Here is a 24,960-nt window from a genome sequence, read left to right as displayed (position 1 = left end):
CGACACCAGGGCACCGGGTGATTGCGCGGCTATTTCGGCGGCGGCTATTTCGGCGGCGCGGCTATTTCGGCGGTGCGGAGATCTCGACTTCGCGCAGGCCCGGCCGGGCCGCCGCGTCCGCGGCCGTGAGGTCCAGCCGGATGTAGCGGGCGAAGATCGGGCTGGCCAGTGTGCCGGTTGCCGGGTCGAGGGTGACCGTTGTCCAGGTGCGATTGTCGGTGGACCACGCGACGGTGGAGGTGGTCGGCGCGGGGTCCGACCAGCGCGGAAGGATTCGGCCGATAGTCGCCTCGGTGCCCAAATCGACGGTGAGACTGCCCTGGGCGGCATCGGGGGCCCAGCCGGTGGCGACGCTGCCGTCGACCGCCGCGTCGGCGTACCTGCCCGGTTCCTCCGAACTCGCGGACACCGACCGGCAGCGGGCGATGTTGTCGGTGGGCGCCAGGTCGGGACGGCGGGTCTTGACGGTCAACGGGTGGTCGCGGCTGACCAGCTCGGTGCCCGCCGGCGTCCGGACCCGCATCTCCGCACCGTCTGTCAGCACGATCTTCGTCTCGTCCAGCCCCAACTCGGCATCGAACGTGCGGCCCTGCCACCGCATGCCGCGGATGTCCAACCCGGCGCTCAGCTCCGGCGGCAGCATCGGATCAATGCCCACCTCGTCGGCCCGTAACCGCAGCCCGAGCAGGCCATTGGTGAAGGTTTGCAGGAATCCGCCCGCGGCGGTGACGAAGGTGAAGGCGGGCTCGCCCGCATGCGGATCGAGTGCGCCCGCCTTGCTGCCCCGCGCCTCCGCGAACTGGCCGAACGGCGCCCGCTGGAACGGCCGGACCGCTCGTTCGAGGTAAGTATCCGCCGCACAGCCCGGCATGCCGATCGCCGCGGCGTCGATGGCGTGCACCGAATCGGTCATCGCGGGGCCGTCGGGATCGGTGCGTTCGGCATAGTATTCGAGAACCTTGGCCGAAACCTCCTGCGGCATAGGCCATTCCAGCGGGTAGATGAGCAGCACCGTATCCGCTTGTTTGATGGGTGTGCCGGGATAGCCGTCGTACTGGGCGAAGATCTGTCGCTCGGCGTCGAAGGGCATCCGCAAGTGATCGGCGATCGCGGTCCACTCGGGCGGGGCGGGCTCGCCGAGGATTTCGGCGGCACGGGCCGCGTTGCGCAGTGCCAGTGCGGCTACCGCGTTGGTGTAGACCCCGTCCTTGACGCCGTTGCTGTATTCATCGGGGCCCGCGACATTGTCGATCGAATAGCTGCCGTCGGGGTTCGGCGTGACGCGGGAGACCCAGAATTCGGCCACGTTCCGCATGATCGGCCAGCTACGGCCGCGCAGGTAACCGGTGTCGCCGGTGGCAAGGTAGTACTGCCAGGCTGCCAGGGAGATGTCGCCTTGCAGATGGATCTGGGTCAGGCAGTGCGGCGGATCCCAGCTGTGGCATTCCGCGAGGGCGCCTCGGCTCGCACTGGTCCAGGGGTAGAAGGCACCGCGATAACCCAGCTGTTGTGCGTTCGCCTGCGCGGCGGGCAGGGTCTTGTACCGGTACTCCACCACGGATTTCGCCAGCTCCGGCGCCAGCTGGAGCAGGCCGGGGAACATCCAGATGTCCGCGTCCCAGAACACCGCACCCGCGTAGTTGTCGCTGCTGAGTCCGACCGGTGAAATGCTGTTGTCCTGTTGGGAATTCGTGCTCGAGTACAGCGAATAGAGCGCGCCGCGAGCCCACGTCTGCAGGTCGGGCTCGTCGGGTGCTTCGATGTCGCCGCGCCACAACGCCCGCCATGCCTGCGCAGTACCCGACAGCAGTTCCGGCCAGCTCTTGTTCGCCGCACGTTGCGCGGCGTCGGCGGCTGAGGCCACCGGGTCCGGCGCGGTGAGGGTGGTGTCGACGCCGACGAATTTCGTTACCTCGTAGGACTTTCCGGCCTGCACGGCGAGCCGAGCCTGTTGGCTGACCGTGAGATCGTTGCCCGGAGCGTTCTGTGGCGTCACCGATGTGTCGGCACGCAGCACCGATGCGACGTCGCCGGTGACACCGGTGCCCTCGGTGCGGAAGCCGACCCGTATCCCGTTCTCTCGGTCACCTTCGTCGGTCGGCGTGATTCGGCGGGCCCCCGCCCCGTCGAGCCGGTCGGTCACCGTGAGGTCGCCGGACCATCGCGGGACGACGGTGAGATGGACCGCGCCGACATGCTGATCGACTCGATCCGCCAGCACGTCGTACACCAGGTCGGTGGCTTTGCCGTCCCGGCTGGTCCAGGTCAGCGTGGTGCGCACCAGGCCACAGCGCAGGTACAGCGTCTGGGTGAAGTTCGAGATCTGCGCGGCCGGGGTGCCCACGGTGTAGGTGTCGTCGCCGACACCGACCGTGAGGGCGGACCAGTTCGGGATCGCCGCCGCGATCTCCCGATCCTCGGCGAGTGCCTGCGTGTGCCCGTACAGACCGGCGACGAAGGCGCCGTCGTACCGTGGCGTGTACAGCGGCCAGCCGGTCATCTCGCCGGTCGACGCGTACCCGGCGCCGCGCGGCGGCAACCGCAGCCCGAGGTAGCCGTTGCCGACGAACGGATGCCGCTCGAATCCGGCATCCACCTCGGTATTCGACGACGTCCAGCCGGGCGCGGACGAAGCGTCGTCACCGGGGCAGACCGGCGTGGCCTCGTCGCGCGAGGTCTGCCGGACGGCGAACAGAATTCCGCTGGCCACCAACGCGATTGCCAGCACGACCGCGACGCCGACCAGGATCTTGGTGCGCGAACCCAAACCGTACCTCCATGTGACGCATGGATGATCGTTCAGTGCTCAGTTATTGGGACCCAGGTTCCATGGAACCACGTCCGGGGCCTGTCGACCAGGAGTCATCCCATGAACGCGCACTTTTGGACGCTTTTGTCCGGTGGCGGGGACGACCGCGGTGGCCGGCGCTAAGGGGTCGCGGTGCGGGCGTTCGGGTCGAATCCGCCGGGGATTTCGTAGACCACGCCGGTGAAGGTGGCGCCGAACAGGCGGCCCGCGGCGAAACCTTGGGTGCCTCGACCGTAGGTGACGACGCTCGTCATCGGGTTGCCGCCGCCGAGAACGCAGTATTGGTTCGGGGCGTCGACGCGGATGACCTGGCCTGCCGTGTTGAGCGGGACTATGGGCCGGTCCAGCGAATCCAGTGTCAGCCCGTCCGGCGCGGCGAGCGCGTCGGCTCCGGCGAGATCGAGCAGTGACTGGGATGCGCGCGGGTTGGCGGTAGGGATTCGGCTCACCCCTGGGTTGACGAATGTCCTTCCCACGTAGAGGTATTCGTCGTCCTTGCCGAGAACCGCCCCGTTCGCGCCGGGGAATGATGCCCAATCTGCTTGGACCGCGCCGTTCGGCGAGACCCGGCCGACGATGTTGCCGAAGTCGTTGGTGGCGTAGACAGTTCCGTCCTGCGCCACGTCCATGCCGTTGGCGGCGCTGAGTCCCGTCGCAACGGGCGCGATCGCTCCGGTCTCCGGGTCGAGCTGGATGATTCCGGCATGGCGCAGCGCGTCGCCGACGAAAGCCCGTGCGTCCGCGCCATAGCCGACCAGCAATTTGCCGTCCGGAGTCCAGGCGAGCGCGCCCCCGCCGCCGCTCGGCACGGTCGCGATGGGCACCGGCGCCGCGCCTGGTGCGTCGATGCGATACACCCGCCCGGTCGCCAGGTCCGTCGTATAGGCCCGGCCACGCGCATCGACGGTCAATCCCTCCAGCGCCCCGGGTAGCGCGGCTGCCACCACAGCGGGCTGTCCCGCGCCCGCGCACACCGGCGCGGCGTTCGCCGCGGGCGCGGCAACCGCCGACAGCGCCGTGAACGTCAGCGTCGCCATCGTGGCCGCCGTCTTCTTCATGATGCTCATTGCACACCTCAGCTGTCTGGTGACGAGTGCGATCGTCACCGAGCACGGATCGCGGAACGGAGCCGTGACCCACAGCAGTATGCACTGGTGGCGAGCGGGATTCGCCGGATTCGCGCAGCGCGGGTGTGGCTTCACTGCACGAGAGGATCAGCGCCGCACCGCGTTTGCGCTGCACCGAGGGTCTACGCTTCGGTACAGATCGGCCGAGGTGGCAGAGCTGAGGTGCTGGTCGCCTCCGGCGTGAAGGGATGGTGCGGGATGAGTGACGAGGTGGAGACGCCGCCGTTCGCGGAGATCGTCAACGGGGCACTGGAATTCACCATCCCGATCGCGCACAAGATGGGGGTGTCGGCGGTCGAGGTGCGGCGTGGGTTCGCGGCGACGACGGTGCCGATCGAGGGCAACGGGAACCATTTCGGCGTGATGTACGCGGGGGTGCTGTTCACGGTTGCCGAGATCCTCGGTGGGGCGATCGCGATCGCGACCTTCGACAACTCCGCGTACTACCCCCTGGTCAAGGATTTGCACGTGTTCTTCCGCAAGCCGGCGAAGACCGATGTGCGGGCGGAAGCGAGCCTGTCGGCGGACGAGATCGCCCGGATCGCCGACGAGGCCGCCGCCAACGGGAAGTCCGATTTCACGTTGAAAGCCGTGGTCACCGACGCCAATTGCGTGGTGGTCGCGGAAACCGAGGGGCTCTATCAATTGCGAGCGCACGGCAAGTAGTGCCCCCGGATCGGGCTGTGTGGCATGCGACCGGCACCACAATTTCGTGGTGATCTCGGGCACATAACGTAACAATCACGGGACATCCCGGTGAATCTTCTTGCCTGCTCGAGATGCATAATCGGCATCACCCTCTACCTTGGGTTCAGACAGTTCCGGCGTTATCAGTACGTGATTCGTGACGACTTCTTCGCTACCGTCGCCGGAGCCCGATCAATGACGGGCTCAGACTCGAACCGTTGAATGCCGGTAACCCTGTCCCGCGGTTCGAGGATCCCCGACCTACCTGGGGACAGGGACGCGACGCCACGGGCGTCGAGTCGGTAGGCGCAGGCAGGAAATCACATGTCGCATAACCGCAAGTTCAGCACCCGTGCCCTCGGCTTCACCGCCGCACTCGGCGCCCTGGTAGTCGTCCCGTTCGGCCTGTCCACCGCCACCGCGTCCGCGCACGACTGGGACGCTGTCGCGCAGTGCGAGAGCGGCGGCAACTGGGGGATCGAGACCGGCAACGGCTTCTCCGGCGGCCTGCAGTTCACCCAGAGCACGTGGACCGCCAACGGTGGCGTCGGCAGCCCGAGCAACGCGAGTCGGGCCGAGCAGATCCGCGTCGCGGAGAACGTGCTCGCCACCCAGGGCCCCGGCGCCTGGCCCGTGTGCGGCGCCTACCTCTGATCTGTCACCGGCGTCTACCGTGCGAAACGCGGTAGGCGCCGGGCTATTTCAGGGCGATTGAATTGTTCGGCAGCGGCCGCGCCCCATTGCCGACATATTTGAATTAGATCTACTATCTGACGTGCGAATATCTGATGAGTTTGGCGATCGCTCAGATATCTTGTTCTAGGGTTTCGAACTAGAACAAGTTTTGGTCGCGTGCCGTGGAAATGCCCGCAGTTTACCGTGGTATGGCGGAGGGCAGCGGGTGGTCCGGTTCGAGAGCAGGGAGGCCGTCGACGCTCGCCGCGTTGTCGCCGACGATCCGGCGCGCGTAGTCGTCGTCGGTGCGGCGGCCATGCAGAGCGTCCAGCACCGGGCGTTCGTCGACGAGTTCGAGGTAGGGCACCGAGTAGCCGCAGGAATCGGCGATGCGATCGATGGAGACCACGATGGCGCCGCGGATGCCGGGGTGCTGCAGGCCGAAATGCGGTCGGAGAGTGTCGAATTCGGCGGAGTCGGGACGAACCACCCGGCCGGTGCCGAAGAGCCGCAGGATCTTCGAGGTGCGGTTGAACGAGCAGAACATTATGGTGATGCGCCCGTTCTCGCGCAGGTGCGCGATGGTTTCCGTGCCGCTGCCGTAGAGGTCGAGGTATGCGAAGGTGTGGTCGTCGAGGACGGCGAAGGTGTCGCGGTAACCCTTGGGGGACAGATTGACCCGTCCGCCCTCGGAGGGTGCGGTCGCTACGAAGAACATCGGTTGCTCGCTGATGAACTTGCGCAGCGCGTCATTGAGATGCGAAAAGACCTTCGCCATCAAGGGCCCCTTCCCTAGCCGTCCCAGGACAGGACGCGAAAATCGAGCGTAACGCCGGGGTCGTGCCTCGATGTGCGGCTGAGGCCGAGATCACTAAGCCCGCCAGAGTTGGTCTCCGGCTCGTGAGATGACGATGTTCGGCACCACCGCGTTGCGGGACAGACGGGTGATCGCGAGCACCATTTCCGCGATATCGCCCGTGGTCAGCATGGCCGACCGGTCCGGGACGTCGCGTTTCCACGCGGTCATGTCGGTGTCGACGTAACCGGGGGAGATGGCGGTCGCGCTGACGCCGTTGGCCGACTCTTCCAGCGAAACGGTTTCGCACAGTGAGATCAATGCCGCCTTGGTCGCGCCGTACGCGGCCAGGCCCGCCTCGCCCGCCACTCCCGTGATGGAGGCGAGTGCGACGATTTTCGCGCCACGCTGCGGATCGTCCTGCGCGCTCTTGCGCAGCAGCGGAAGAGCAGCCTGGATGAGGGTGATCGGCGCACGGAAGTTGACATCGAGCATCCGCTCGTAGGTCCGCACGGGCAGGTCGGCGACGGCGCCCGCCGTGCCGGTGCCCGCGCTGAGCACCAGGGCATGCAGGCCGCCGAAACGGTCGGCGTGGGCCTGCACCAGCGCGCGGACATCGTCGAGGTCGCTCATCTGGGCGACAACGGGATGGACCTCGGTGCCGGTCTCCTCGCGCAGCCGGGTGGCGGTCTGGGTGAGCACCTCCTCGTTGCGTGCGGCGATGGTCAGCAGGTAGCCCTCACCGGCCAGCCGTCGGGCGATCTCGGCGCCGATGCCGCGTGATCCGCCCGTGACGAGGGCACTGCGGGTGGTCATCCAAGAGTCTCCAAACCGGTGTCGAGCAGCAGCGGCACCGCCGCGCCGATGGTGCCGAACCCTTCACCCACGGTTTTGCCCGCGAGGAAGCGTTGATGGATGCCCTCCGCGATGACCGCGAGCTTGAAGTAGCCGAGTGCGCGGTAGAACGGCAAGTGGTCGAGGTCGTAACCGGTGGTGGCGGCGTACCGTTCGGCGATCTCGTCGACCGACAGGAAACCGGGGTTGGCGCTCGGGGCGTGCCGCACACCGAGTACCGGCTCGCACCGGTTGTCCCAATAGACCTGCAGCAGACCGAGATCGGCGAGCGGGTCGCCGAGCGTGGCCATCTCCCAGTCGACGACGGCGGCGATCCGGCCGAAGTCGTTGCGGGCAACGATCGTATTGTCGAGCCGGTAGTCGCCGTGCACGATGGTCTCGGCCGCCTGTTCCGGCAATGCCGTGCGCAATCCGTCGGTGAGCCGGTCCAGGGCATCGAGTTCTCGGGTGGCGACTCGGTCCCACTGGCCGCGCCAGCGTTTGACCTGGCGTTCCAGATATCCGGCGGGACGGCCGAATTCGGCGAGGCCAACGGCGGTGTAGTCCACCGCGTGCAGTGCCGCCATGGTGTCGATGAGCGCTGCCGAGCAGGCACGGGCCTGCTCGACGGTGAGTTCGGCGGTCTGGTCGCCGTCTTGGAGCACGTGGCCGTCCACGAAGGAGACGACCGCGAACGGCACGCCGATTACGGTGGTCTCCTCGCACAACGCGATGGCCTGCGCGACAGGGACATTCGTGTCCTGTAGCGCGGCGACGATGCGATATTCGCGGGCCATGTCGTGCGCGGTCGGGGTGAGCGGGCCCAGTGGTGGGCGGCGCAGCACCCAGTCGTGCACGCCGTCACTCAGTCGGTAGGTGAGGTTGGACTTGCCGCCCTTCAGCAGGGTGGCGGTCAGTGGTCCCGCCGTCTGCGGGACCTGTGCCTCGAAATACCGTTGCAGCGCAGGGAGATCGAGTCCGGCGAGTGCCGCGGTCATCGAGGCGTCCTCTCGATATCGAGGGTCGTGATCCGTTCGACGGCGTGCTCCATGGTCATCAGAGGCGCTCGATGATGGTGGCGTTGGCCAATCCGCCTGCCTCGCACATGGTTTGCAGGCCGTAGCGGCCGCCGGTCTGTTCGAGGTGGTTGACCAGGGTGGCCAGGATGCGGGTGCCGGACGCGCCGAGCGGATGGCCGAGCGCGATCGCGCCGCCGCGCGGGTTCAGCTTGGCGAGATCAGCGCCGACCTCGTGCTGCCAGACCAGCGGAACCGGCGCGAATGCCTCGTTCACCTCGTAGGCGTCGATGTCATCGATGCTGAGTCCGGCCCGTTCCAGGACCTTGCGGGTGGCCGGGATGACGGCGGTGAGCATGAGCAGCGGGTCGTCGCCGACCACCGAGAAGGAGTGGAACCGGGCGCGCGGGCGCAGCCCCAGCTTGTTCGCCGCTTCCTCGCTCATGATCAATGCGGCCGAGGCGCCATCGGTGAGTGGTGACGAGTTGCCCGGCGTGATCGACCATTCGATCTCCGGGAACCGCTGGGTGAACTGCTCGTCCACGAATGCGGGCCGCAGACCCGCCAATCCCTCGGCGGTCGTGGTGGGGCGGATGGTCTCGTCCGCGGTCAGCGTGCCCGCGGCAACCAGTTCGTTCCCGAATCCGCCTGCCGCGGCCGTTTCCGCGGCGAGCCGGTGTGAGCGAGCGGCGAACTCGTCCAGCGCGGCCCGATCGAACTTCCATCGCGCACTGATCACCTCCGCCGCGATGCCTTGCTGCACAAGCCCTTCCGGGTACCGATGCGCCAGCGGCTCCCGATTCGCGTCCTTGCCCTGTGCGTTGGAGAACATCGGCGCCCGGCTCATCGACTCCACGCCACAGGCGATTGCGATGTCATACGCCCCCGAGATCACGCCCTGCGCCGCGAAATGCGCCGCCTGCTGACTCGACCCGCACTGCCGATCCACCGTCGTCGCGGGCACCGACTCCGGAAACCCTGCGGCCAGCGCAGCCGTCCGGCTGATATTGAACGCCTGCTCCCCACTCTGCGTCACACACCCGCCGATCACATCATCGACCAGCGCCGGGTCCAGCTCGTTCCGCGCCACCAACTCGGCCAGCACCCCGGCCAGCAAGGTCGCCGGATGCACCCCCGACAACCCACCCCCCACCTTCCCCTTGCCCGACGGTGTACGAACGACATCCACGATGACGGCGGACCCCATAGCCCTCTCCGATCAGCTAAGTTAGTTGCGATTCCGGTCTAAGTTAACACGGATTCGCCTACGGTCGGCACGGTATGCCCGCGTCCACCGACCACCCAGCTCAATCGCCGAAGACGGCTTCGATGGAGTCAGCGCTCATCGCCTTGTCGAACCAGGCTTCGAGTTGGTCGGTATCCAGGCAGGATTGGATGCGGGCGCGGAGGTCAGCCGGGATGGTGAAACCGCGCGCTTCGAGGGCGCGCACGAGTATCTTCGCTTCGCCTCGGGCCTCGCCTCGGGCTTCACCTTCGGCGATGAATCCGTCGATGAACGCGTCTCGGTATGCAGGGCTGGCCATGAGCTCCTCCAGGGCTTTTCTGGCCGCGTCCGATGCGGCGTGCTGGACAAATCGAGTGTAGGTCGTGCGGGTCTCACGATCGAGGGTGGCGAGATTGTTGAGCACCATGCGCCGGTTGGCGGCGTCGGTCAGGTCCAGGGCATGAGTGAGGGCGGCGAGGACGGTGAGTTCTGGAGCTACGCCCGCGAACGCTGGGTTGGTGGGATCGGGGGTGTTGTGTGGGCCGATGACGATGGGGTCGAGGTTGAAGCCGGGGTGGCCCGTGCGAACTGTGCGTCGGCATGCCCGCGCCGTGGCTCGACTAGCTGCGATGACGACGAGGACGGCATCGCAGTCGTGCTGAGATTGGGCGACCGCCACATAAGCGGGCCACGCTCTGCGTTTACCGCGTTTAGGTGGGGCCGACTGAGATTCGGTGATGACAGCCAGTTTGCCGCCGTCGGTGCCGCGCAGGAGCGTGACGGCGTCGGCATGGAATTCAGGCGGGTCGCAGGTGGTGAGATTGCTGTCGGTGACCATCGCGGTCGCTCCGGCGGGTAGTGCGATGCCGGTATCCGCTAGAAGTGCGGCGGCCAATAGTGGATTGTGACGCAGCAATTCGAGGGGGGCTTCGTGGCGGATGCTCGGCATGGCGGGAAGAGTGCCAGTGGTCACCGACAGGTTTTTGGGGCTCAGGGCACTCCGCGTGCGACGCGCCGGTGGGCCTCGCATAGCCGACTTTCAATCGGCTTGGGGTAGGTGCTGGTGGTGGCGTGGCGAAGAGCAATTTACGCCGGATAGGTATGTGTTTCAGTAGCTTTCAGTGCGACCCACAGTCGCAGGCCCGGGTGGAGGCGGAGGTCGGCGACGGTGGCGGGGGTGACGTCGGCGAGGACCGGTGGGGTGCCGTCGAGGCGGACGCGGATGGTGTGCGCGTGTTGTTCGATGCCGGTGATGGTGACCGGCCACGCGTTGCGGGGGCTGCCGGTGGGGTGGTCGGGGTGCAGGCTGACGGCGGCGGGGGCGAAGGCGATGTGGACGGGGCCGTCGCCGGGTTCGGCGACGGTGAGCGAGCCGCCGGTGTCGAGCACGACGGTGGTGCCGCGGGCTACCCCGCGATAAAGGTTGAGGCCCACCAGGTTCGCCACATAGTCGGAGCGGGGGCGGCGGGCGACCTCGCCGGGCGAACCTTCCTGGACGACGACGCCGTTCTCCAGAATGACGAGACGGTCGGCCAGCACCATGGCGTCGAGCGGGTCGTGGGTGACCAGCACGGTGTGGCCGTGGTAGTCGGTGAGGTGATGGGCGAGATCGGAGCGCACCCGCAGCCGGGTGCTCGCGTCGAGGGCGGCGAGCGGCTCGTCCAGCAGCAGCAGCGCGGGGTCGGTGGCCATGGCACGAGCGAGGGCGACCCGTTGGGCTTGCCCGCCGGACAGGGCGCGCGGTTTGGCGTCCAGCTGAGCCGAGAGCCCCACGCGCTCCAGCCATTCCGCGGCGCGCGCGCGAGCCGAAGCGCGGCGGTGGCCGCGAGCGCGCAGCCCGAACGCGACGTTGTCCAGCGCGCTCAGATGCCCGAACAGCAGGTAGTCCTGGAAGACGACGCCGACCTCCCGATGCGCTGCGGGCACGAACACCTTCGGCGGTGCGTCCCAAGTCTTTTCGCCGACCCGCAGCGCACCGGCGGTGAGCGGCGTCAGCCCGGCCAGCGCCCGCAGCGCGGTGGTCTTGCCCGCCCCGTTCGGGCCGAGCAGCGCGACGACTTCACCAGGCGCCACGGACAGTTGGATGTCGAGCCCGAATTGTCCACGCGTTACCCGAAGTTCGGCTTCCAGCGTCATACCGTGCTCCGAATCCACCGCTCGCGCAACGCGACCAAGACAACGACCGACACCGTGAGCAGAACCAGGCTCAGCACGATCGCGTCCTGAGGATCGGTTTCCAGCGCAAGATAGACCGCCAGCGGCATCGTCGTCGTCTTCCCCGGAAAGTTCCCCGCGAAGGTGATGGTGGCACCGAATTCGCCGAGTGCTCGCGCCCAGCACAGCACCCCGCCCGCGACCACGCCCGGCAGCACCGAGGGCAGCGTCACCCGCCGGAAGGTCAACCAGCGTGATGCCCCCAAGGTCGCCGCCGCGTCTTCGAACCGCGGATCCGCGGCCCGCAGTGCGCCTTCCACCGAAATCACCAGGAACGGCATCGCCACAAAGGCTTCCGCGACCACCACCCCGGCGGTCGTGAAAGGCAGTGAGACCCCGAACCATTCGTACAGGTACTGGCCGATCAGCCCGCGTCTGCCGAGTACGAACAGCAGCGCGACACCGCCGACCACTGGCGGCAGCACCAGCGGAACGGTGACCAATGCCCGCAGCACCCCGCGTCCCGGCACCTCGCCGCGCGCGAGCAACCACGCCAGCGGCACTCCCAGTACCAGGCAGATCATCGTCGCGAGACTCGCACACAGCAGCGAAAGCCGCAGTGCCTGACCGACTTCGGCATTGAACAGCCGAGCAGGCAGGTCGCGCCACGGCGCCCGCAACAGCAGCCCGACCAGCGGAACGAGCAGGAACGCCAGCGCACACAGCGCGGGGACCACCAGTATGAGCGGTCGCCTGCCCTGTGCTGCCCGCCGCCGTGTCACGGTGTGTCGAATCCCGCCTCGGCGAACACCTTCCGCGCCTGCTCGGACTTAACGAAGTCGACGAACGCTACGGCCGCGGCGGAATTCGGGGCGTGCGCGAGCGGTGCGATCGGATAGTCGTTGATCGCCTGGGCCGCTTCGGCGAAATCGATGCCATCGACCCGATCACCGGCTGCCCGCACATCGGTCCGATACACCAGAGCGGCATCGACCTCGCCGAGCGCGACCTTCGTCAGCACCGCCTTCACATCGGACTCCCGCGTGTCCGGCCGCGGGGTGACGCCCGCGGCCTCGAACACCGTCTTGGCGGCGGCACCGCACGGCACCTGTTCGGCGCACAGCGCGATCTTCGACTCGGTCTTGCCGAAGTCGGCCAGGCCGGTGATGCGGCCGGGGTTGCCCTTGGGCACCGCGATCTCCAGCCGGTTGCGCACGAAGGTGGCCGGTGCGCCGGTCACTTCGCCCTTGTCCGTTACCTGCCGCATGTTCTTCGGCGCCGCTGAGGCGAAGACATCGGCGGGGGCGCCTTGGTTGATCTGCTCGGCCAGCGCCGAACTCGCCCCGAAGCTGTAGACCACCTTGGTACCCGGGTGCGCCGCCTCGAACTGCTTGCCCAGTTCGGTGAATGTCTCGGTCAGCGAGGCTGCCGCGAATACCGTGACGGTGCCGCCGAGCCGGTCGGCGCCCGCGGGCGCCGCTTGGTCGTCCGAGCCGCAGCCCACCGAGGTCAGCGCGACCATGCCCGCGAGGGCGGCGACGCTCAGCGAACGCATCATTTTCGACCTCATCAACTTTCCGGAATCTCGACAACGACATGTGTCGACTTGACCGACGCCACCGCGACGCTGCCGACCTCGAGCCCGAGTTCGTCGACCGACTCCCGGCTCAGCAGTGACACCAGCCGGAACGGTCCGGCCTGCATCTCGACCTGCGCCATCACGGTGTCCTTGACCACCCGGGTCACGATGCCGCGCATCCGGTTGCGAGCCGACGCCGCGACGGTGACGCCCGGCGCGGGGGTCTCCGCGTTGGCCTGCAGGAATTCGGCGAGCTCCCGGCCGCGCACCCCCTTGCGCCCGTTGCCGAGCTGGATCGCGGTCAGCTTGCCCTGCTCGATCCATCGCCGCACGGTGTCGTCGCTGACGCCCGCCAGCACCGCCACCTCACTGATCCGCAAATCCGACACGACTCGCAGTTTATTTCCGCATCTGCGGAATGCAAGTGGCAAATGTCCGGGGCGGCCAGTCTCCGGCCGATCGGCTCGCCTGGTCTCGTCGACAGCGGCGGGCGCCGCGCGATGCTCGGCGCGGAGCCAGCCCCCGTAGGCCTGAAGCAGCGAGCCCCTGAAACAACCGACTGCCCGTTATTTCCGGTATGTGCTTTCTGTGATTGCTGTGAAGAAATTCTCGGTGAACTGTCTCACAACAGCCGCGGTCCGAATTACCGCCCAGGCTGCTCGAGAACCACTGAATTGCCTGCTGGGCCTACTGTTTCACGTCCGCACCGGAAATCCGGTCACACCGCATTCCGCTGATCGAACAGCTCGGACGTGGTCGGTATTCATTACATTGGAAGGGATTTCGCAGTCCCATCTGATGGAGGAATTTCGGTGCCGATTATCGATCTGGGTTCGTCAGCGTTGAATCTCGCGAACGTCGTGACGTCCATTGCCGCCAACATCACCTACCTGTTGCAGGCCTGGCACGTCATCTAGACCCGGTGACCCGGCGGCGCGGCGTTCGCGTCGGCCGCCGGGTACAGCCGATGGATCGTCAACGCCGCCGCGAGCAGCCGGGAATCGCGCGGCTCGGTGGGATCGATGCCGGTGAGTTCGGCGACGCGGCGCAGGCGATAGCTGAAGGTATTGGGGTGGACATGGATCTCGGCGGCGGCGGCCTTACGGTCGGATCCGTGGCGCAGGTGCGCGTCCAGCGCCTCGATCAGGTGCGGACTGTCCAGGATCGGCGCCATCCGCTCGGCCAGCCGGTCGCGTGCGGGACCCGGCCTGGTGAGCTGGTATTCGAGCAGTAGATCATCGAGACGATAGACGCCGGTCGGCCTGCCGAGCAGCCGGGCCAGTTCGGCGAGATCGGTGGCATCGCGCGCGGTCTGCGGCACGGCTTCCCTTGCCACCGAACGATATTCGGCGACGAACACCGCGACACCGAATTGCTCGGCGAGCTGCGCGGCCAGTTGTTCGGCGAGCTCGGTCTCGGCCGCGACGGGGAGCAACGCGATTCCGGTCGAGCCGTCGAAGGTGGTCAGTGCCGTGGTGCCGGCGAGGCTGTCCAGCGCACGCTGCAGAATTCTGATCCGCCGCCTGCTGATCAAGGTGGCGACGGTAGTGGGTTGATCATCATGCCGAATATGGATGGCCAGCACCGTGTATCGCTCGGCGAGCGCGGTATCGGCGCGCGCCGCAAGCTCTTCGGCCGGTAGTCCGCCGAGCAGTGCGGCGCACAACGCGCGCCGCGCTTCGCGCTCGGCGTGATAGATCGATTGTTCGACCTCGGTGTAGGTCTCCACCACGGTGATATTGATGTGCATCAGCAGGTCGAGTAGTCGGCCGCCGATGACGACCAGGTCGTCCATTTCCGCCGCGGTGGCCAGCGCCGCCGCCTCCTGCAGCACCGATTGCGCTGATCCGTGCATGGCTTCGATCAGCAGGGGTAGCGGAATCCGGTCCTCGGCATGCCGTTCCGCTACCGGAACGACGAACGCGGCGACCTCGGCCCTGGTGAACACTCGCTGCTCGCCGATGGCTTGCAGCACCGCCCGGCCGCACGCGTAGATCGCGGGCAGCACCTCGGCGGTGAAATGTCCCTCGGGCAGGTCCGCTGTCGGCGCGGTGGCACCGAGGCCCGCGGCGAGCATCCGTTCGGAGATCTGCGGCCAGCGGGCGAGCAGCCGGGTGACCAGCGGCGCGTCACCGGTCGGCGGAGATAGGGCGAGCGACATGAGCCGATTGTTTCCAACGACAGGTTTCGCGGCAAGGAAACTGGCGTATCCGCCGGAACTTTGTCTCGGGCAACAACTTTCCTGTGGATTTATTCTCTGCGGCGTGCAGTGACTCGGCAGCGGCGGCGGCAATAGATTCAGGCGGCGGCTCCGTATGGCACTTATCACATTCAGTCTGTGATGTGTTCCAGGAAACAGCTTGTGTCAGTTGATGGCTCGCGTTCGGAGCGCCGAAATAGCTGGAATGGGAAGTGAATTGAATGGCTGCAAGGGCGCAAAACGCGAAGCGCACCGTCTTCGGTGCCGTAGTGATCGCCGGGTTGACGATGGCGTCTGTCCTCGGTTCCGGTGCGGCGAGCGGTAGTCCACGCATCGACCCCGCCGAACAGGCGCTCGCGGACTCCATCAGCATTGGACTGACCCCGGCCGCAGATGGTCGGCAGCCAAGGGCCGTAGTGGATTCCGGCAGCAGCTCGGCCCTGAGCCGCGCGACCGATGCGCACGGTGAAGGACCGGAAGTGTCGGCGTATCTGGCGGCGTTCGCCTACGGCTTGACCCATCCCGACGCGGCCCCACCGGGCGCGAACCGCTGGGACTGCGCCCCGACCGCCGAACATCCACGGCCGGTGGTGCTGCTGCACGGTACCTGGCTGAACGCTTACGACAGCTTCGCTTATCTCTCGCCCCGCCTCACACGCGCCGGATTCTGCGTGTTCGCCTTCAATTTCGGCCGCTCCGGCCTACTGGAGGGCGGCGGTCTCGGGCCGATCCTGCCCGGCCGCTACGGCGTCGGCCGGATGGAGGATTCCGCGCGGCAGCTGAGTGAGTTCGTCGACCGGGTGCGCACGGCGACCGGCGCCGAGGAGGTGGACATCGTCGCGCATTCGCAGGGCGGCACGGTGGCGAACCAATATCTGAAGTTCGACGGCGGCGCGGGAAAGGTGCGCAAGCTCGTCTCCTACGGCGCCACCCATCACGGCACCACGCTGCTCGGTATCGCGACGCTGGGCCGGCTGATCAACAATCTCGGCGTCGACATCCTCGGCTTCTACGAACCCATCGTCGGCTTCGCCAATATCCAGCAGGCCGTCGGCTCGCCGTTCTACGCCACGCTGAACGCACAGGGGGACACCGTTTCCGGCGTCGAATACACCTCCGTCGGCTCCCGGCTCGACCAGGTGATGAACCCCTACGACTGGTCGTTCCTGCGGCCGGGCCCCGGTGCCACGGTGCACAACATCACCCTGCAGGAGGGGTGCGAGCAAGACCTCTCCGACCACCTCACCATCATGTATTCGCCGCGGTCGGCGTCCATCGCGCTGCACGCGCTCGATCCGGTCGCGTATCCGAACCTCGAATGCACGTTCAACCCGTGGTTGATCGGCGGCAGCGGCAGCCTCTAGCCGTTGTCACTGCACTCGACGGAGAAAGATCGGCGCACGAATTGTCGTCTGCGCCAATTCATTTCCTATTCGAAGGTTCGTTAGCGTGAGGTGGGCATTGCGGCGGCACCGGCGGCGCGACGATGCGGGCCGTCGTTGGAGAGGATGAATCAGATGAGTGCCGATCCCGTCGCGGGCGTCTCGGTTCCCGCAGTCGAACCGCGCTCCACCTATCCGCTACTACCCGAAGTGGATCCGTTCTACCAGCCGCCGCCCGACCTTCCGCACCTGCCACCCGGTGCCGTCGTCCGTACGCGGGCGGTCGAGCTGGCCTTGTTCGGGATTGTTCCGCAACAGATTTCGGCATGGCAGTTGCTCTACCGGACCTGCGATCTCGACCTCGTCCCCGAGGTGGCGGTCACCACCGTGCTGTTGCCGTTCGGCGCCGACCCGGCCGAACCGCGCTCGCTGGTTTCGTTCCAGTGCGCGATCGACGCGGTCGCCTCGAAATGCCTTCCCTCCTATGCGCTCCGGCGCGGCGCACGGGCGGCGGGTTCGATTCCGCAACTGGAGCTGCCGCTCATCGCCAGCGCGCTGGCCCGCGGTTGGGCGGTGTCGGTGCCCGACCACGAGGGCACCGCCGGTCGGTTCGGTGTGGCGCGCGAACCCGGCTACCGGGCGCTGGACGCCGTCCGCGCGAGCCTGGCGTTCGCGCCGCTCGGCCTCACCGCGAGCACACCGGTTGCGCTGTGGGGTTATTCGGGTGGCGGGCTGGCCACCGCGTGGGCCGCGGAGCTGGCCGCCGAATACGCCCCGGAACTCGACATCGTCGGCGCCGTCGCCGCCTCGCCGGTCGGTGATCCGGCCGCTGCCTTCCTTCGGCTCAACGGCTCGCTGTTCGCCGGTTTCGCCGCGGTCTTCACCGCGGGCCTGCGCCGCGCCTACCCCGACCTGGACCGGCTGCTGCGCACCCACCTGGACGCGCGGTACCTCGGCTGGCTCGCGGAAACGGAGGCGACAACGACGTTCCCCCTGCTGTACCGCTTCGCCCGCCGCAATATCGACCAGCACTGCCGCGGTGGCCTCGCGGCGCTGCTGGCCGCACCGGAACTGCAGCGGGTCCTGGCCGATATCCAGCCCGGCGGGCGCGCCCCGGCCATGCCGCTGCTTGTTCTGCAGGGCGTGTACGACGAGGTGATCGCGGTCGCCGACGTCGACGCACAGGTTGCCCGCTACACCATGGCGGGCGCCAACGTCCGGTACCTGCGCGACCGGCTCAGCACCCATCTCCTCTTGCAGTACACCGCCCTCCCGGTGATGGTCGACTGGCTTGCCGATCGCTTCGCCCACCGGGAGCTGCCGCCCGCCACCACCGAGACCTCCTGGTCGCTCGCCTGCGCTCGCGGAGCCTTGGCAGGCCACCTGGACTTCGCCCGCCTGCTCGCTCGAATGCTCTTCGGGCGCCCGATTCGGGCGGTCCGCCAACGCCCGGGTGCGCATCCGTGACGCGTCCGCCGCGTCCGAGTGACAGTCGGCACCGTTTCCTCGGGCATCGTTTGGGGTAACTGCTGGTAGATGGGGGCCAGGGCCGCCGGAGGGGGAGAGGAGGTGCTGCGATGACGCGGGTGTTCCTGGTGGACGACCACGAGATCGTCCGGGTCGGGATACGCGACCTCATCGACGGCGAGTCCGACCTCCAAGTGGTGGGGGAAGCGGCCACCTGCGCGCAGGCGCGGCGCCGGGTGCCGCCGCTGCGACCGGACGTGGCGGTGCTCGATGTCCGGCTGCCCGATGGCAGCGGCGTCGAGCTGTGCCGGGATCTGCTGGCGGCGACCCCGCGATTGCGCTGCCTGATGCTGACCTCGTTTGTCGATGAGCAGTCGATGATCGGCGCGGTCCTGGCCGGTGCCAGCGCGTTCCTCGTCAAGGACATTCGTGGTCCCGAACTGATCGACGCCATTCGCGCGGTCGGTGAGGGGCAGTCACTGCTCGACGAGCGTGCCGCGGCCGCGCTGATGGCGAAGCTGCGCACGCAGACCACCGGCGAGCACGGCCCGCTGGCGGCGTTGACCGACCGGGAACGCACGGTGCTCGCGATGCTGGGCGAAGGGCTGACGAACCGGCAGATCGCGCACCGGATGTTCCTGTCCGAGAAGACCGTGAAGAACTACGTCTCACAGCTGCTGGCCAAACTCGACGTCGAAGGACGCACCCAGGCCGCGGTGCTCGCCGCCAAGCTCGGCTTGCCGGGACCTGCCGAGGAGTGAGCGCACCTACCGGTCGATGATCTCCTCGATCGGCCGCCGCGGGGTGTGTGGCAGCGGCGCCGCGTTCGTCGGCACCCAGCCGATGCGGACCATGGCCTGCGGATAGGCGCAATCGTGCAGCAGCTGGGACCGAATATCCGCACGCAACTCGGGCAGACCGAGTGGTTCGGTTTGTAAACAGCTGGACAGGCCCAGGTGGGTCGCTGTCAGCAGCAGCGCGCTGAGTGCCTCACCCGCACGCAGTCGGGACAGCCGGTCGTCCGCGGCGGTGCAGACCACCATCCATTCCGCGCCGTCCGGATGTTCGGTGCGGTCGACCAGTTCGGGATCGGTAAAGGTCCGCACCGGGATCTCGTCCTGGTGCCGCGGTCGGGGGCTGTTCACGGCGGGCACCCCATCGGACGTGCCGTGCCGCCCACTCCACGCAGCGAGTTCGATCTGGTACTCGGCGTCCTCGGCGTGCTGGTCCACCGCCGCACGGGCCGGTCGCGCCAGCCTGGCGCGCAAGGTGTCAGGGACATGGCGCACCACGGCGCCACAGTGCGCTGCGCGCGTGGCGATCGTCCGGATGTATCCCGATGGAACCTGCCAGGGGCTGAAGCGCCTGCGGTCGGACTGGCGGTGCATGAGGGCCGCGCTGAGCTCGAAATCGGTCGGTGTCGGCTCGTGCGGTGCGAATTCGACGGCAGCGAGGTGATCCGGGTCGGCCGGATTCGGCAGGTGTTCAACGGTGGCGGACCAGCCGAGCACCGCCAGTGCCACCCGCAGATGATGTAGTGCCGCACCACAACTCAGGACGAGGCCGCGCTGGTGCGGGTCCGTCGCGACCAAGTGCCTGGCCGGGTCGGCATAGAGATGGATCGCCCGATCCGTGATCCGCCACCGCCACGGTTGTGTGTTGTGCACCGATGGTGCGCGAACCGCCATCGCGAGGGCGGCCTCGAGAGTGTCGACGTCCGGCTGTGCGGAGCCCATGAATTTGTTCCATCCTTCCGGTGGGCGCGTGCGGCGCGATCGGTTCGCGCCTCGGTTCGCGCCACCGAGCCAAGTCTCCGGACGCTCGTACCGTTCGACACTGGTCCGAAGGTCCCTAATATTCGGGACCTAAGGACCGGGCCGGTCGGTTCGATTCCGTCCGATACCCGGCACGTGGTTTGCTTCTAGCCCCTAATCCCGTTGTCTCAGAGCTGAATCCGGTTGTCGCAAGCATTGGTTGTTGTTATGGTGACGCCCAAGCCGAGGGAGGCGATGCTTGGTGTTCGTGGGGCGCACCGATCTGCTCGATCTGATCGATAAGTTGGTCGAGGTTCCGGCGCGGGATGCGACCAGGACACCGAAGTCGGTGCTGGTGGTGGAGGGCTGCGGTGGTTCCGGCCGCACCGCGGTGCTGGAACAGGCCATGGACAAGTGGCACGGACACACGCCGTCGGTGCTGGTCCGCCCACTGGCCCGGCCCTTCGACGAGAACGATCCGGTACGGACGGTGCTGGCCGCGGTCATGCTGGGGCTGAGCGTCGACATCCCCGGCTACGCTGTCGCGTTCCCCCGGCTCGTCATCGCCCAGATCGTCATCGCCGAGGATTTCGATGGCCTCTCGCCAGGCGAGCAGCTGGCCCGGTTGAAGACACTTCTCAGTCGATACCAAAGCCGCGCCGCGCTCATCGGATTCGTCCGGCATCTGGGCGATATGGTCGGCGTGATGGCCGGGACCGTCAACGTGCCCGGCGCCGCGGTCATCGCACCGACAATGGTGAACCTGGCCGCCGAGGCGATGGCCTCCCGATTGCTGGGCGGGGGATGGTTGAGAGGGCGCAGATGGGGGCCGGACACCGCCTGGTTCAGCCACCAGGACCTGCACTTGCCCCACGATGCCGAGCGGGTGCTGATCGAACTCAGCCACAACGCCAGGAGCACCGACCCGGCCATTCGCCGCGGCGTCGATGACGTGCTGGTCGGCGCGCTGCTCGCGGACCTGCGGGCCAGCGTCACCAAGGTCAAGCGGCGGACCTCGAACGCCTTGGTGCTCATCGATGACGGCGACGCGCCCGCTGCCGCGTCCTTTACCAGCGCCTTGCTGCGGGTCCGTGAGTCGATCGCGGCCACCGGCGTTCGACTGTCCGACCCGCTGACGGTGGTAACCACCAGTTCCGGAACATTGGTGGACAACCTGGCTGGGCAGGTCCCCGCGCCGGCGGTCTGGTCGGCACCGCTGGAACCAGCTCGGATGGCGACCGCGGGACCGTTGTGGGCGCGGGTGCGGCTGCCCGAGTTGAGCGAGCGAGACGTCCGGCTCATGGCCAAGGAAGTCGATCCGTACCAGTCGGAAAGGATCGGTGAGTCGGTCTACCGGCTCACCCGCGGCCACCCCGCGGCCACGGATCGCCTACTCCGCCGGATCAAGCAGGATCGGGACCAGCTCGACGATCTCGACGGCCTGCTGCGCAGCCCGGGACCTGAGCCCGGCATCACCGTCGAGCAGTATCTACTGCGCATTTTCGGCCGAGGCTTGAGTGTGAACAAACTCGTGCGCAGGGAGCTGGCGACAGCGCTCGTCACGATTTCGGCGGCCAGGAGCAAAAGTGAGGCACTGGGTTTGGTCCCCTTGCTGCCCGCCGGGGTCGAACACGATTCACCCCTGTTCAAATCGCGGACGCTGTGGACACCCGCCACGCCGGACGGCGAGGAGAAGCTACCCGCACTGGCGCGCCTGCTCGGCCTGCGCGCGCTGATCGACCGGAACGACGGGCAGGACTGGGGGCGGGTGCTCAGCCAGTTGCGCGACGGCGTCGCCCCCGACGATCGTCAGAGCAGACTGCACCACATGCGCCTGCTGGACGGTCGCGACGCGGTGGTCGATGAGCTCGCGGATCTGTTGCCGACCTTGCCTTCCCCGGAATGGTTGCAGCTGTTCGACGACATCGTCGAGACGCCGGACCCCGGTCGGCGGGACAGCGATCTCATCGACGGCCCCGATCGGGCCCGCTCGCTGCACGAGCATCTCGCGACCTTGGTAGCGCTGGTGCCCGCGTTCGAATCGGACATCCGAATCACCAGCCCGGAACAGAAGTCGACGCTCTGCACGCGGATCGCGCACAGCTACGAGAAGGTGGCCGACGATGCCCGGGATAGTGCGCCGTTCCTGTTGCGTGCCAACAGATATCGCAGACTAGCGAACCAATTCCAGTGACCCGCTTTGGCAGAAGGAGACCTATCGTGGAATCGCGATATTGGTTTTGGATCATCCCGAAGCCCGACCGGTCGTTCCCGCGCCCATGGACCGACTGGGTGCGGTTGGGGTTGGTGCTCACGCTGCTGGTGGCCGCGGGTGCCGGGTTCGTCTTCCGCGAGCCGCTGCACCGTGCGTTCAGTTGCAACGAGAGCTGGATCCCGAACGGCGACGCCTGGCGGGCCGGTGAGCGCTGCGTCGGATTATCCGAAGGCCCTTACCCTTTCGACGTCGCGGCGTTCAACCAGGTAATGGGCGTCATCGATCGGCAGAACCGCTCGGCGGCCGACGAATGCCCCGGCACCCCGGCGACCGTCGGTGTGCTGCTGACCATGACCGACGAACTGGCGGGCAGCCGGGCCGTGCACGAGTTGGAGGGGATGGCGGCCGGTCAGCGCAGAGCCAACGGCACCGGATGCCTGCATCCGATGAAGCTCGTCGTCGGCCAGCTCGGTGACTACAACAGCAACGGCGACCCGGTCGGGGTGGCCCGTAAGCTGGCCGGTCGCGACGATGTGGTCGCCGTGGCGGGCATCGGGCTCAGCCACCAGTCCACTGCGGAGGTCGCGGAAGTGCTTGCCGCGGCCAAGATTCCGATGGTCGCGGATGTGGTCACCGCGGAGGGGTTCGATCAAGACGGCTCGCTCGTCGACAACCCCGAATTCCGCAGCTGCGACAAGGACATCTCCTATCCGCGCGGAATCGCGCGGGACTACTTCTACCGCGTCGCGTTCCGAGTGGCCGTGCAGGTCAAGGCGATCGGCGCGGTGGTCACCACCCGGCCGGACTTCATCATGGTGCCGATCGGCGGATCGGACCCCTATACCTGCACCACATTGCCGTTCCTGCAACGCCAGTACGGCGGCAACTTGCTCGAGGTCAAGTTCGACACCACGGAACCGAGCACCGTGCCGCAGACGGCGAAACGCGTGTGCGCCACCGCGAAAGACGTGACCATCGCCTACATCGCGCGCGGCCGCGACCTGGGCAGGCTGCTCTACGCCCTCGACGAGGCTTACGCGAACGGCCAATGCGCGGCGACCTCGGTCACGGTGGTCAGCACCTCCGACGGGAACCGGTTGCGCACCGTCGAGTCGGACCCGGCACTGGAAGATCTGCGGACGAAGGCGCTGGGCTCGGAGACCTTCAAGGACGGCCGAGTGCGGATGCTGTTCACCCTGGTGGCCGGTGCGGACGGACCACAGTCCATCAACCCCCACTGGACGGTGTTCGAGCAGGCATACAAGGATGCGGGCTTCGACCTCGAACACGTCGGCGACGGGTGGGCGGTCAACGCCTACGACGCCGTGACCACCATCGACACGGCCCTGCGCAGCCTGCCCGCCACCATGCCGGTGCAGCGCAGTCAGGTGAACGCGACCATCAGCGGCTTCTCCGCGCCGGATGCGGCGGTTCCAGGCGCGGGCGGTCCGATCATCTTCGACAACAGCGGCAACCGCACCGGGGCCGGTCCCCAGGTCGTCCGGCTGTGCCCGGTCTCTACCTCGGTGGATCGCCCGCCGTACGTGCCGACCGTCGAGGCAAGGCCAGGTGAATCCGTCCCGCAGTGCGTTCGCTGAAGTTTGTGTGTCCGATCACAAATGTCCCTCGTTTGCTCTAGCGTGAGCACGGTTGGTGCCGAGAGGGGCTGTGGATGCGTAGCGGGATGTTGAGTCTGGTGCGGTTGCGGGAGCTGGTCGAGGCTGGGGAGATCGACACGGTGCTGGTCGCGATGACCGACATGCAGGGTCGGTTGCAGGGAAAGCGTTGCGCGGCACGGTACTTCCTGGACGAGGTGGTCGAGCACGCGACCGAGGCCTGCAACTACCTGCTCGCCGTCGACGTGGAGATGACGCCGGTCGACGGGTATCCGATGTCGTCGTGGGACACCGGGTACGGCGACTTCGTGCTACGGCCCGACCTGAGCACCCTGCGGCTGGTGCCCTGGTGGCCTGGCACCGCGCTGGTGCTGTGCGACGTCGAGAAGGTGCACCCGGAGGGGGAGCCCGTCGGGCCCTCGCCGCGGCAGGTGCTGCGTGCGCAACTGGACCGGCTGGCCGAGCGCGGGCTGCGCGCCTTCGTCGGGACGGAACTCGAATTCCTGGTCTTCGATGACAGTTACGAGGCGGCGTGGTCGTCGGGCTATCGCGATCTGCGGCCGGCCAACCAGTACAACGTCGACTACTCGCTGCTCGGCACCGCGCGCATCGAGCCGATGCTGCGCCGCATCCGCACCGAAATGGACGGCGCGGGCATGTATGTCGAGTCGGCCAAGGGGGAGTGCAATCCCGGCCAGCACGAGATCACCTTCCGCTTCGACGAGGCGCTGACCACCTGCGACAACCACAGCATCTACAAGACCGGCGCGAAGGAAATCGCCGCCCAGGAGGGCCGCAGCCTCTCCTTCATGGCGAAATACAATGAGCGCGAGGGCAACTCGTGCCACATCCACATCAGCCTGCGCGGTGAATCCGGCGAGCCGGTGTTCGCGGGTGACGAGTCGAACGGATGGTCGCCGCTCATGCGGCATTTCGTCGCGGGCCAGCTGGACTGCCTACGCGAGTTCACCTACCTGCTGGCGCCGAACATCAACTCCTACAAGCGATTCGTGCCGGGCAGTTTCGCGCCGACCGCGGTCGCCTGGGGACGCGACAACCGCACCTGTGCGCTGCGGGTGGTCGGGCACGGGCCGTCGCTGCGGCTGGAGAACCGGGTGCCCGGCGGCGACGTGAACCCTTACCTCGCCGTGGCTGCCACCATCGCCGCCGGGCTGCACGGCATCGAGCATCGGCTGCCGTTGGAGCCGGAGTTCAACGGCAACGCCTATCGATCGGAACGGCCGCGGGTCCCGCGCACGCTGCGCGAGGCCGCGCAGTTCTTCGGGGACAGCAAGGTGGCACGGACCGCGTTCGGTGATGATGTAGTGGAGCACTACCGCAACGCGGCACAGGTCGAACTGGCGGCCTTCGACGCCGCCGTCACCGACTGGGAGCGAATTCGTGGATTCGAACGACTCTGAGGT

The 24,960-nt window shown here is 67.4% G+C and carries 20 protein-coding genes and 1 pseudogene; 8 read left to right on the top strand and 13 right to left on the bottom strand.

Annotated features, from left to right (window positions below):
- Positions 1–61: 61 nt before the first annotated feature.
- Positions 62–2,767 carry a discoidin domain-containing protein gene (locus KV110_RS31665; RefSeq protein WP_218470845.1) on the bottom strand — a complete coding sequence of 902 codons (2,706 nt, stop codon included), beginning with the start codon at positions 2,765–2,767 and terminating at the stop codon, positions 62–64.
- Between the two features lie 161 nt (positions 2,768–2,928).
- Positions 2,929–3,876, bottom strand: coding sequence for an SMP-30/gluconolactonase/LRE family protein (locus KV110_RS31660; protein ID WP_393537989.1), 948 nt, complete (start codon positions 3,874–3,876; stop codon positions 2,929–2,931).
- Between the two features lie 258 nt (positions 3,877–4,134).
- On the opposite strand from KV110_RS31660, the gene KV110_RS31655 reads away from it, so the two are divergent.
- A complete protein-coding gene (locus KV110_RS31655; protein WP_218470844.1) occupies positions 4,135–4,602 on the top strand; it encodes a PaaI family thioesterase in 468 nt (155 codons plus the stop codon).
- Positions 4,603–4,947: 345 nt separating this feature from the next.
- Positions 4,948–5,274 (top strand): annotated as a pseudogene (locus KV110_RS31650) (transglycosylase family protein); the annotation flags it as partial.
- A gap of 223 nt (positions 5,275–5,497) precedes the next feature.
- On the opposite strand, the gene KV110_RS31645 reads toward KV110_RS31650, so the two are convergent.
- From KV110_RS31645 to KV110_RS31600, 10 genes are all read right to left on the bottom strand, one after another.
- Positions 5,498–6,076 (bottom strand): pyridoxamine 5'-phosphate oxidase family protein, encoded by a 579-nt coding sequence (locus KV110_RS31645; RefSeq protein ID WP_218470842.1) that lies wholly within the window; start codon positions 6,074–6,076, stop codon positions 5,498–5,500.
- Positions 6,077–6,169: 93 nt separating this feature from the next.
- A complete protein-coding gene (locus KV110_RS31640) occupies positions 6,170–6,910 on the bottom strand; it encodes an SDR family NAD(P)-dependent oxidoreductase (protein ID WP_218470841.1) in 741 nt (246 codons plus the stop codon).
- Entirely contained in the window at positions 6,907–7,926 is a 1,020-nt protein-coding gene (locus tag KV110_RS31635; RefSeq protein ID WP_218470840.1) for a phosphotransferase family protein, read from the bottom strand. Before KV110_RS31635 ends, KV110_RS31640 begins: the two co-directional genes overlap by 4 nt.
- A gap of 58 nt (positions 7,927–7,984) precedes the next feature.
- Positions 7,985–9,151: a thiolase family protein gene (locus KV110_RS31630; RefSeq protein ID WP_218470839.1), complete on the bottom strand. Its 1,167-nt coding sequence runs from the start codon at positions 9,149–9,151 to the stop codon at positions 7,985–7,987.
- A gap of 100 nt (positions 9,152–9,251) precedes the next feature.
- Positions 9,252–10,007: a hypothetical protein gene (locus KV110_RS31625; RefSeq protein WP_218470838.1), complete on the bottom strand. Its 756-nt coding sequence runs from the start codon at positions 10,005–10,007 to the stop codon at positions 9,252–9,254.
- A gap of 248 nt (positions 10,008–10,255) precedes the next feature.
- Positions 10,256–11,305: an ABC transporter ATP-binding protein gene (locus tag KV110_RS31620; RefSeq protein WP_218470837.1), complete on the bottom strand. Its 1,050-nt coding sequence runs from the start codon at positions 11,303–11,305 to the stop codon at positions 10,256–10,258.
- Positions 11,302–12,105 (bottom strand): molybdate ABC transporter permease subunit, encoded by an 804-nt coding sequence (modB, locus tag KV110_RS31615; RefSeq protein WP_246634104.1) that lies wholly within the window; start codon positions 12,103–12,105, stop codon positions 11,302–11,304. Before modB ends, KV110_RS31620 begins: the two co-directional genes overlap by 4 nt.
- Complete coding sequence (modA, locus tag KV110_RS31610; RefSeq protein ID WP_218470836.1) at positions 12,102–12,881, bottom strand: molybdate ABC transporter substrate-binding protein; 780 nt, start codon at positions 12,879–12,881, stop codon at positions 12,102–12,104. Before modA ends, modB begins: the two co-directional genes overlap by 4 nt.
- A gap of 11 nt (positions 12,882–12,892) precedes the next feature.
- Entirely contained in the window at positions 12,893–13,291 is a 399-nt protein-coding gene (locus KV110_RS31605; protein ID WP_218470835.1) for a TOBE domain-containing protein, read from the bottom strand.
- A 524-nt stretch (positions 13,292–13,815) separates the two neighbouring features.
- Positions 13,816–15,063: a PucR family transcriptional regulator gene (locus KV110_RS31600; protein ID WP_218470834.1), complete on the bottom strand. Its 1,248-nt coding sequence runs from the start codon at positions 15,061–15,063 to the stop codon at positions 13,816–13,818.
- 260 nt (positions 15,064–15,323) lie between these two features.
- On the opposite strand from KV110_RS31600, the gene KV110_RS31595 reads away from it, so the two are divergent.
- The 3 genes from KV110_RS31595 (at position 15,324) to KV110_RS31585 (ending at position 18,712) form a co-directional block, all read left to right on the top strand.
- Positions 15,324–16,466 carry an esterase/lipase family protein gene (locus KV110_RS31595; RefSeq protein ID WP_218470832.1) on the top strand — a complete coding sequence of 381 codons (1,143 nt, stop codon included), beginning with the start codon at positions 15,324–15,326 and terminating at the stop codon, positions 16,464–16,466.
- Between the two features lie 153 nt (positions 16,467–16,619).
- The gene (locus KV110_RS31590) at positions 16,620–17,951 is read left to right on the top strand and encodes a lipase family protein (RefSeq protein ID WP_218470831.1); all 1,332 of its coding nucleotides are present in this window, start codon (positions 16,620–16,622) and stop codon (positions 17,949–17,951) included.
- 110 nt (positions 17,952–18,061) lie between these two features.
- Positions 18,062–18,712, top strand: a complete 651-nt coding sequence (locus KV110_RS31585) for a response regulator transcription factor (RefSeq protein ID WP_218470830.1) — start codon at positions 18,062–18,064, stop codon at positions 18,710–18,712.
- A gap of 6 nt (positions 18,713–18,718) precedes the next feature.
- On the opposite strand, the gene KV110_RS31580 is transcribed toward KV110_RS31585, so the two are convergent.
- The gene (locus KV110_RS31580; RefSeq protein ID WP_218470828.1) at positions 18,719–19,687 is read right to left on the bottom strand and encodes an Acg family FMN-binding oxidoreductase; all 969 of its coding nucleotides are present in this window, start codon (positions 19,685–19,687) and stop codon (positions 18,719–18,721) included.
- A 277-nt stretch (positions 19,688–19,964) separates the two neighbouring features.
- Here KV110_RS31580 and KV110_RS31575 point away from each other — a divergent pair, with 277 nt between their 5' ends.
- The 3 genes from KV110_RS31575 (at position 19,965) to KV110_RS31565 (ending at position 24,957) form a co-directional block, all read left to right on the top strand.
- On the top strand, positions 19,965–21,899 hold the full coding sequence (locus KV110_RS31575) for a hypothetical protein (protein ID WP_218470827.1): 1,935 nt from the start codon (positions 19,965–19,967) through the stop codon (positions 21,897–21,899).
- A gap of 26 nt (positions 21,900–21,925) precedes the next feature.
- On the top strand, positions 21,926–23,518 hold the full coding sequence (locus KV110_RS31570; RefSeq protein WP_246634103.1) for a type 1 periplasmic-binding domain-containing protein: 1,593 nt from the start codon (positions 21,926–21,928) through the stop codon (positions 23,516–23,518).
- A 74-nt stretch (positions 23,519–23,592) separates the two neighbouring features.
- Complete coding sequence (locus KV110_RS31565; protein ID WP_218470826.1) at positions 23,593–24,957, top strand: glutamine synthetase family protein; 1,365 nt, start codon at positions 23,593–23,595, stop codon at positions 24,955–24,957.
- Positions 24,958–24,960: the final 3 nt, after the last annotated feature.

The sequence above is a fragment of the Nocardia iowensis genome, from assembly GCF_019222765.1.
In the GTDB taxonomy this organism is placed as follows: domain Bacteria; phylum Actinomycetota; class Actinomycetes; order Mycobacteriales; family Mycobacteriaceae; genus Nocardia; species Nocardia iowensis.
Note: the sequence above shows the minus strand (reverse complement) of the source record. Positions and strands in the feature narration are given on the sequence as shown.